This window comes from Streptomyces sp. NPDC043870 (genome assembly GCF_056435785.1).
In genome coordinates this window covers 1-7830 of sequence record NZ_JBWKDT010000092.1, presented here as the reverse complement: position 1 = coordinate 7830, position 7830 = coordinate 1, and the positions used below count along the sequence as shown (strand labels likewise).

At 63.8% G+C, this 7830-nt stretch carries 7 protein-coding genes and 2 pseudogenes; 7 read left to right on the top strand and 2 right to left on the bottom strand.

The features are described from left to right. The 7 genes from AC0699_RS38765 to AC0699_RS38735 form a co-directional block, all read left to right on the top strand. On the top strand, positions 1 to 994 hold a 994-nt coding region (locus tag AC0699_RS38765; RefSeq protein WP_478670994.1), incomplete at its 5' end, for an ATP-binding protein. Beyond that, the gene (locus AC0699_RS38760) at positions 991 to 1401 is read left to right on the top strand and encodes a roadblock/LC7 domain-containing protein (RefSeq protein WP_478670990.1); all 411 of its coding nucleotides are present in this window, start codon (positions 991 to 993) and stop codon (positions 1399 to 1401) included. The genes AC0699_RS38765 and AC0699_RS38760, both read left to right, overlap by 4 nt. Beyond that, positions 1398 to 1778 carry a DUF742 domain-containing protein gene (locus AC0699_RS38755; protein ID WP_478670985.1) on the top strand — a complete coding sequence of 127 codons (381 nt, stop codon included), beginning with the start codon at positions 1398 to 1400 and terminating at the stop codon, positions 1776 to 1778. The genes AC0699_RS38760 and AC0699_RS38755 overlap by 4 nt, the downstream gene beginning before the upstream one ends. After that, a complete protein-coding gene (locus AC0699_RS38750) occupies positions 1753 to 2358 on the top strand; it encodes a GTP-binding protein (protein WP_478670980.1) in 606 nt (201 codons plus the stop codon). Before AC0699_RS38755 ends, AC0699_RS38750 begins: the two co-directional genes overlap by 26 nt. Beyond that, complete coding sequence (locus AC0699_RS38745) at positions 2355 to 3686, top strand: cytochrome P450 (RefSeq protein WP_478670976.1); 1332 nt, start codon at positions 2355 to 2357, stop codon at positions 3684 to 3686. The genes AC0699_RS38750 and AC0699_RS38745 overlap by 4 nt, the downstream gene beginning before the upstream one ends. A 365-nt stretch (positions 3687 to 4051) precedes the next feature. Beyond that, complete coding sequence (locus tag AC0699_RS38740; protein ID WP_478670971.1) at positions 4052 to 5260, top strand: tryptophan dimethylallyltransferase family protein; 1209 nt, start codon at positions 4052 to 4054, stop codon at positions 5258 to 5260. Continuing rightward, positions 5253 to 6620: a tryptophanase gene (locus AC0699_RS38735; protein ID WP_478670967.1), complete on the top strand. Its 1368-nt coding sequence runs from the start codon at positions 5253 to 5255 to the stop codon at positions 6618 to 6620. Before AC0699_RS38740 ends, AC0699_RS38735 begins: the two co-directional genes overlap by 8 nt. A gap of 13 nt (positions 6621 to 6633) precedes the next feature. Here the strand turns inward: AC0699_RS38735 and AC0699_RS38730 are convergent. Further along, a pseudogene (locus AC0699_RS38730) lies at positions 6634 to 7209 on the bottom strand (transposase family protein); the annotation flags it as partial. After that, a pseudogene (locus AC0699_RS38725) lies at positions 7197 to 7562 on the bottom strand (maturase); the annotation flags it as partial. The pseudogenes AC0699_RS38730 and AC0699_RS38725, both read right to left, overlap by 13 nt. Positions 7563 to 7830: the final 268 nt, after the last annotated feature.

Genomic DNA, 7830 nt, shown 5'->3' with positions numbered 1-7830 from the left:
GCAGGCATACGCTGAGGCCGAGGCAGCTACCCAGACGGTACTTCGGTCCGCGATGCGGACGCTTCAGGGGCTCGCAGCTGAACAGCAGCGGGTTATTTCGCAGTTGGAGGAGAAGTACGGGGACTCGGAAGTTCTTCGGGATCTTCTCCTTATTGACCACATGAACGCGCAATTCGGACGTCGTGCGCAGGGTGTGGCTGTGCTGTGCGGCGGCTTCTCGGGGCGACGGACTGAGGTGGCTTCGGTCTACGACGTGGTCCGCAATGCGCAGGGCAGGATCAAGCACTTCGACCGAGTGCGGATTTACAAGAAGGGTGATTTTGGAATCACCCCAGCAGCCGTCGAGCCGGTGGCGCTGGCGTTGGCGGAGTTGCTCGACAACGCCAGCAGTTTTTCCCGGCCGGGGACTGAGATTGAGGTCAATGTCTTCCCCGTCCAAATGGGCATTTGCATCCGCGTGGACGATGCCGGGGTCGGCATGGATGAAGTGACGACGCAGCGGGCCATGAGGATCCTGAATAGCGACGGTACGTCAGGTCTTCCCGGGCTCGGCAATCCGCCCCGGTTTGGGTTTGCGGTGATCGGTCGGCTGTGCAAGGACTATGGCTTCACCGTGTCCGTGGACTCGACTTCGCCCTACGGGGGTGTGCGGGCTGTCGTTTTCCTGCCTGAGGAGATGCTCACCGGCATGCCCGATCCGAGGGAAGTCGAGCCGGTCGTCAGACCGATGTCGCTGCCCGAGACGCAGCAGGGTGAGGCTGCCGGTAGTGCCAGTACGACCGTCGAGGGACTGCCGCGACGCAGGCGGAAATCCCACACCGTGCCGACCCACCTCAGTGCCGGCTCGCCGGTGCCTCATCGAGCCGCGGCGGAGCAGGCGCAGATCATGAGTGCCCTCCAGCAGGGGACGCAGTTTGGCCGGGCCTTGGACACGGGCGGCGCGAACGGGACGAGCAGCACACCTGACGACAGAAAAGGACCTGAGGCTTCGTGAAGAATGACTTGTCATGGATACTCGACACGGTCTTGGAAATCCCTGGTGCCCTGCATGCGGTCCTGGTATCCGCCGACGGCCTGGTCTTGGCCCGCACGAAAGACCTCCCCAAGGACAACGCTGACGTCATCGCCGCCGCAGTGAGCGGTATGCAGTCACTCAGCCGCGCAAACGGTTTCTTCATTGATGGGAAACGCGGCGGCTCAACCCTTCAGTGGCGGCAGACGGTGGTGGAGTTCGACGGCGGCTGGATCTTCTGTATCGCCGCGGGCCTGGGCGCGTTTCTGGCAGTCGCAGCCGCGACGGACGTCAACATGGCCGACATCACCTTCAGGATGCAGAGGCTCGTCGGGCAACTCGGTGAGAAGCTGTCGACACCGCCCCGGGAGATCGACACACCCGCATGACCGAAAACGATCATCCCGTCCAGGCCATCGCTGCCAGCTTGGTACGGCCCTACGTGATCACGAGCGGCCGAGACCTGCCCGATGGCAGAGAGTTCACTGTGACAACCCTGGTCACCGCGGTGGCTGTCCATCATCATCGGCCAACCCAGCTGTCCCCCGAGGAGAAACGCCTGCTGGAGATATGCGCCGGCGGCTATTTGTCGGTCGCCGAGCTCACCGCACATATACGACTGCCTAGCGGAGTCGTGAAGATCCTTCTGAGCGCTCTCGCCGAGCACGGTTACCTCATTACTCGCCCGCCCGTTCCGCGTGCCCAACTCGCTGACCGAAAGCTCCTTGAGGAGGTGCTTCATGGTCTCCGGGCCCATTTTGGATGAGCAGGCATACCTCCCCGACGGTGCCGAGCAGACTGCTTTGAAGATCCTTGTCGTTGGCCACTTCGCGGTGGGCAAGACAACCTTCATCGGTTCGCTCTCGGAGATATCTCCCCTGTCCACCGAAGAGACGATGACTCGCGCCGGACAGACAATTGATGACCTCAAAGGAGTCCACGGCAAGACCACCACCACCGTGGCCATGGACTTCGGCCGCCTGACCATCAACAAGCACCTCGTGCTGTACCTGTTCGGCACACCGGGGCAGCAGCGGTTCGTGCAGATGTGGGAGGACCTGGCCCGCGGCGCGCTGGGAGCGGTCGTGCTGGTCGATCCAGATCGGCTGGCGGATTCCTTCGGCGTCATCGACCTCATCGAGCACTACGGGCTGGCCTATCTCGTTGCCGTGAACCACTTTGACGGCACAGCGCACCACACGGAGAGCGCATTACGTGAAGCGCTCGATCTGCTCCCTGACACTCCGGTCGTCACCTGTGACGCACGCGATGTGGATTCGTCAGCCGAGGCACTGATCACTCTGGTCCGCTACATACTGGACCGCGTCCACTTGGGGCAAGCATGAACACTGGGTCTATCCCCCCTGTACCACCGCCTGGATGCCCGGCATACGGCAGCGGCCAGCGGGTGCCGATGTACACAAAGCACTTTGCAGCCGATCCACAGGCCTACTACGACTACATGCGCCTTTTCGGGCCGACAGCGCCAGTGGAGCTGGCCCCCGGGGTGAAGGCGACGCTCGTCACCGGCCATCTTGCGGCTCTTCAGCTCCTGCAGAACCCCAGCGTCTTCCGTAAGGACGCACGCATGTGGAGGGACTTCAACCACGGGAAGATCAGCCCGGACAGTCCGGTTCTCCCGATGCTGGCGCACCGGCAGAATTGCATGTTCTCTGATGGGGCCGAGCACCGCCGACTGCGTCAAGCGGTCACGGACAGCTTCGCACGCGTCAACCCTCGCTGGCTGAGCCAGAGCACTGAGCGTGCCTCCCAGTACCTCATCACCCAGTTCAGTGCCCAGGGCTCAGCCGACCTCCTCAACGACTACGCCAAGCAGCTGCCGCTGATCGTGTTCAATGAGTTCTTTGGCTGCCCCGAAGGTATCGGCGACCGTGTCCTGTTCGGCCTCTCTGGCATATTCGACGGCATCAATGCAGAGGAGGCCAACGAGGTACTGCTCCAAGCCGTCAACGAACTGGTGGCCCTGAAGCGAGCCAGGCCCGGTGAGGACGTCACCTCCTGGCTGATGCAGCATCAGGCGCGCCTTACTGACGAAGAGATGGCCCACCAGCTCATTCTGCTCCTGGGCGCGGGAGCGGAACCCCTGCGCAATCTCATCGCCAACACCCTGTACCTGCTGCTGATCGACGACCGGTTCCTACAGGGCGGCGTGATCGATGAGGCCATCGACGTGACACTGTGGCGCAATCCGCCCATGTCCAATTACGCGCCGCACTATCCGGTTACCGATGTGGAGTTCGCCGGCGAACAGCTGTCGGCGGGTGACCTGGTGCTGGTCAGTTTCGCGGCTGCCAACTGCGATCCGGCCAACGGGGCTACGGCACAGAACCGAGCCCATTTGGCGTGGAGTGCGGGCCCGCACGGCTGCCCGTCAAGGGAGCCTGCGCGGCTCATCACCGTGACAGCCATCGAGACCCTGTTCAACCGGCTGCCCGATGTCACGCTCGCGGTGCCCAAGGACAGCCTGACCTGGCGACCCGGCCCATTCCACCGGGCACTTGCTGGACTTCCGGCCTGCTTCACCCCGCACCGGGCAGCGCTCCGGCCGAGTGAACAGCGCCAAGTACAGATTCCTGCAGACAACAACCGTGCCATACCCCAGAAGGGGCCGGGGGCATGGAGCAAATTCCTCGCCTGGTGGAACGGAGCGTGACCTAGCCACATGCACGACCAGCAGCCCCGCCACAGCGTGCACATGTTCTACCGAAGAGGCAGGCAAGCATCCGGTATCCGTACCGGGCATGAGTCAAAAGAAGATGCCGTGGGGTGCACAGGCGCCGTATACAACCCTTCCGCTCAGTTCTCTGCGGTGCCACTCCTGCGCCCACGGCACCCCCCTGCGGGCCGCCCAACCTCCCAGCCGGCCACCGACCCGCCTTGCACCAGACAAGGGCAGATACCTGCCTCCGCAGGGGCTCATTCCTTCACCCTCACCCAGTCGGGTGCCTCCACTGGATTACACCCCCGACCTGCGCACTCCATCGCGTACCGGGAGAAACGGTGATCACACTCCGCCCCGTGAGCGGAAACATTTCACGAGCGCGTACGCTCGGCGGATTCACCGCCCGACAACTGATACGGCTCTGTGACATCACCGGCATGGACCAGCGCGACGCACAACTTTACGCACAGGTCCTCACCGGCTCGTTGGCATTCGCAGCAGACCGTGCCATAACGCTGCCGCCACCGTCACGCAGCTTCCTGTCCGACGACCACACACCCGTGGAGTTCTCTCTTTCCTTCCAACCAGGCACAGCCCCGGCACTACGCGTGCTGCTCGAACCGGGATGCGCAGCCAGCAACCTCGCGGAGAACGGCCACACCGGCCTGCGCATCATCCGTGACATGGCGCACCGTTGGGACTTTGCCACCGAGCAACTCGACGAACTGACGGACCTGTTCTTCCCACCTTCGCCTCAAGGACCACTGGCCTTGTGGTGCGCACTGGAACTCCGCCCCGGAGGCGTCCCCAAGATCAAGGTGTATCTGAACCCGGCTGCGGCGGGGCCGCAGCACGCCGCAGAGACGGTGCGTGAAGCCCTGAGCAGGCTCGGACACCGTCAGGCGTTCACGGCGCTGCCTCCAGCCGATGGCTATCCGTTCCTCGCCCTCGACCTGGGCGACTGGGTGGCTCCACGCGTAAAGGTCTACCTCAAGCATCACGGCCTATCGGCCCGCGCCGCCGCCCGCCTGACCCGAATGAGCGCCGACCCCACCAAGGAGACGGTCGAGGAGTTCTTTCGCATCACTGCCGGATCCGGCAGCTCAGGGCCTCCCCCCGATGCGGCCGACGAACCGAAACTCAACAAGCGACCCGCGCTGTCGTGCCACTCCTTCACGGAGGCAACAACCGGCTTGCCCAGCGGCTTCACCCTCCATATCCCCGTCCGGGACTATGTCCGTAACGACACCGAGGCGCATGCGCGCGCGGCGGCCTTGCTGAGGCGTCATGGCATGGACACCACAACCCTCAGCCGCGCACTGACTGCCGTCACCTCCCGACCGCTCCAGGAGGGCGTGGGGCTCATCGCCTACCTCGCGCTGGCACACGAACAAAAGAGCCCGCCGCGCGTTACCGCCTACATCTCCTCCGAAGCCTACCGAGGCACACCCGCCGAGCGCCTCGCTGCCTCACACAGGCCCCGGTCGGGCTTGACCGCGACCGACTGGCCAAAACCGTCCAGGAAATCACCCACTGAAACTGGGGAACAAGATCACAGTGTTTGAGCCGTGGCGTATCAAGGCTGTCGAGCCCATCCCCCTTACCACCTCTGTGCAGCGCCGGCAGGCGCTGCAACGAGTCGCCTACAACCTCTTCGATCTGCGTGCCGACGAGGTGACCATTGACCTGTTGAGCGACTCAGGCACGGGCGCCCTATCAGCGGCGCAGCTTGCCGCCGGCATGGCCGGCGATGAGTCCTATGCGGGTTCGCGCTCCTTCTACCGCTTCCATGAGACGGTCACAGAACTGACCGGCTACGCACACGTTCTCCCGACACATCAAGGGCGCGCCGCCGAACGCATCCTGTTCACCGCGCTCCTCGAAGCCGGCGGGCTCGTCCTGTCCAACACGCACTTCGACACCACTCGGGCCAACGTGGAGCTGGCCGGTGCCGAAGCGCGCGACCTGCCCTGCCCCGAAGCCCGGAACCTGGACAGCAAGGAACCGTTCAAGGGGAACATCGACCTGGCGGCACTGCAGCAGACGCTCGCCAGCCCGGACGGAGCGCGCGTCGCCGCGGTGGTCATGACAATCACCAACAACGGGGGAGGAGGCCAGCCGGTCTCCATGGACAACCTGCGCAGAACCGCAGCCCTGTGCCGCCAGTACACCGTTCCCATGATCCTTGACGCCGCCCGGTTCGCCGAGAACTCCTGGCTGGTGACCCGGCGCGAAGCGGCTTACTACAACCGCACCCCACGCCAGGTCGCCGAAGAAGCGTTCCGACTGGCCGACGGGTGCATCATGAGCGCCAAGAAGGATGGCATCGTCCACATCGGTGGCTTCATCGGCCTGAACGACCCCGAGCTCGCCCAGAAGTGCAAGCGCTTGCTCATCGCCACCGAAGGTTTTCCCACCTACGGCGGCCTGGCGGGACGCGACCTTGACATGACAGCTCAGGGACTACGGGAAGTGACCGAACCTTCCTACCTTGAGGAACGTGCCGACATCGCCGCCTACCTAGCCGAACGCATTCGCAATGCTGGCGTCGACATCGTAGAACCAGCTGGCATGCATGCCCTCTACCTCAATGCCGGCCGCCTGTTCCCCCACATACCGCCTCATCATTACCCCGGCCACGCCCTTGCCTGCCAGCTCTACCAGCACGGCGGAATCCGTTCCGCGGAACTGGGCTCCCTGTACCTCGGCGAGGAGGACGAGCATGGAAACCCAGTCAAGAGCGCCCCCTACGAGCTGGTCAGGTTGGCTCTTCCGCGCCGCGTTTACACCCGCAGCCACTACGATCACGTCGCCGCGACACTGGAACAAATCGTCAAGGCCGCAGCCTCTGTGCATGGCTATCGAATCGTGGATCAATCCCCGATCCTTCGGCACTTCGGCATCAAACTGAAGCCCGTAGCTTGATAGTGAACCTCTTTCATGCTGTGTATTGGCAGGTCAGGAGGGTGCGGACGGCTGCCGCGGTCCTGCCGATGAGGCTGTTTGAGCAGCGGGCTTTGCGGAGGATGTGCCAGGATTTGAGGCGGGCGAAGGCATGCTCGCCGTGTGCTCGTAGGAGGGCGTGGTCGCGGTTGTACCGCTGGCAGCGATGGCCGTGGCAGGGGTGCGGGCGGTGGCGCCAGCGCCCTGGTAGGAGCGGTCCGCCAGGACGAGGATGTAGCGGGTCAGGCAGGCCTGGACGATGCCGTGAGCGCGAGCCGCGGTCAGGTCATGCGTACGCCCGGGTGTGGCACGGGTGGACCACAGCGGTGTTCCGTCCGGTGCCGTGATGACCTGGATGTTCATGCCGTGCTTCGTGTGCTTCTGCGAGTAGTACGGTTCATCGGCAGCGATGCGGTCGGTGGGAATGAGGGATCGTCCAGGATGATGAAGTCGCCCTGGGCCAGGCCTTTCAAGGCTCGTGCAGACCTGGCGCCCACGAGGCCAGGACCTTGATCGTCTCGTTGACGCACCGCCAGGCCGTCGCCTCGGACACTCCGAAGTCGGCTCGTAGTACGCCTCCAATAACAGGCAGATCACTTCACCGACGAGCTTGTCCGACCAGGTCGGCAGCCCCAGCGGACGCGTCTTCCCGTTCTTCTTCGGGATATGGACACGCCGGACCGGATGGAAGCGGTAGCGTTCGTGGCGCATCGCCTCGATGATCCGGTCGATTTTCCGCTGTGACATGCCGTCCACGGTTTCCGATGTGACCCCGAGCGTCATCGCACCATGGTTGGCGTAGATCCGCCCGTAGGCCAGCAGATACAACTGCGGATTGAACAGTTGCCGAAACAGTTTGTTGCACGGCAGGCCACGCCTGCCGCGTTCACGCAGGACACCCAGTACCGTTTTGGCGCTCTGTATTACGCATACCTCCCGACTCTGTGGTGTCCGAATCACCTGGCCTCCTTCGCCCGATGCGGACGGCTTTCCCGTCCTCCCTGGCCGGTCGTTACTCCGGCGACTACTACGGGGCCTCCGTCGCCATAGGGCTCTCATCCCGTAGGCGATCCCACGTTCGTCCCTGTCTGTACGTTCTAGTAGGGCTTGGTCAGGTTGGTATCGCCGTGGGTATGTCGCGGTGACAGGTGGGGCAGGCGCCGGTCCAGACCGCGAGGAGTAACTGCATCTC

Excerpts from the sequence above, each read along its gene's own strand:
- AC0699_RS38745 (WP_478670976.1), top strand. The coding sequence starts at position 2,355 with ATGAACACTGGGTCTATCCCCCCTGTACCACCGCCTGGATGCCCGGCA.
- AC0699_RS38750 (WP_478670980.1), top strand. The coding sequence starts at position 1,753 with ATGGTCTCCGGGCCCATTTTGGATGAGCAGGCATACCTCCCCGACGGT.
- AC0699_RS38755 (WP_478670985.1), top strand. The coding sequence starts at position 1,398 with ATGACCGAAAACGATCATCCCGTCCAGGCCATCGCTGCCAGCTTGGTA.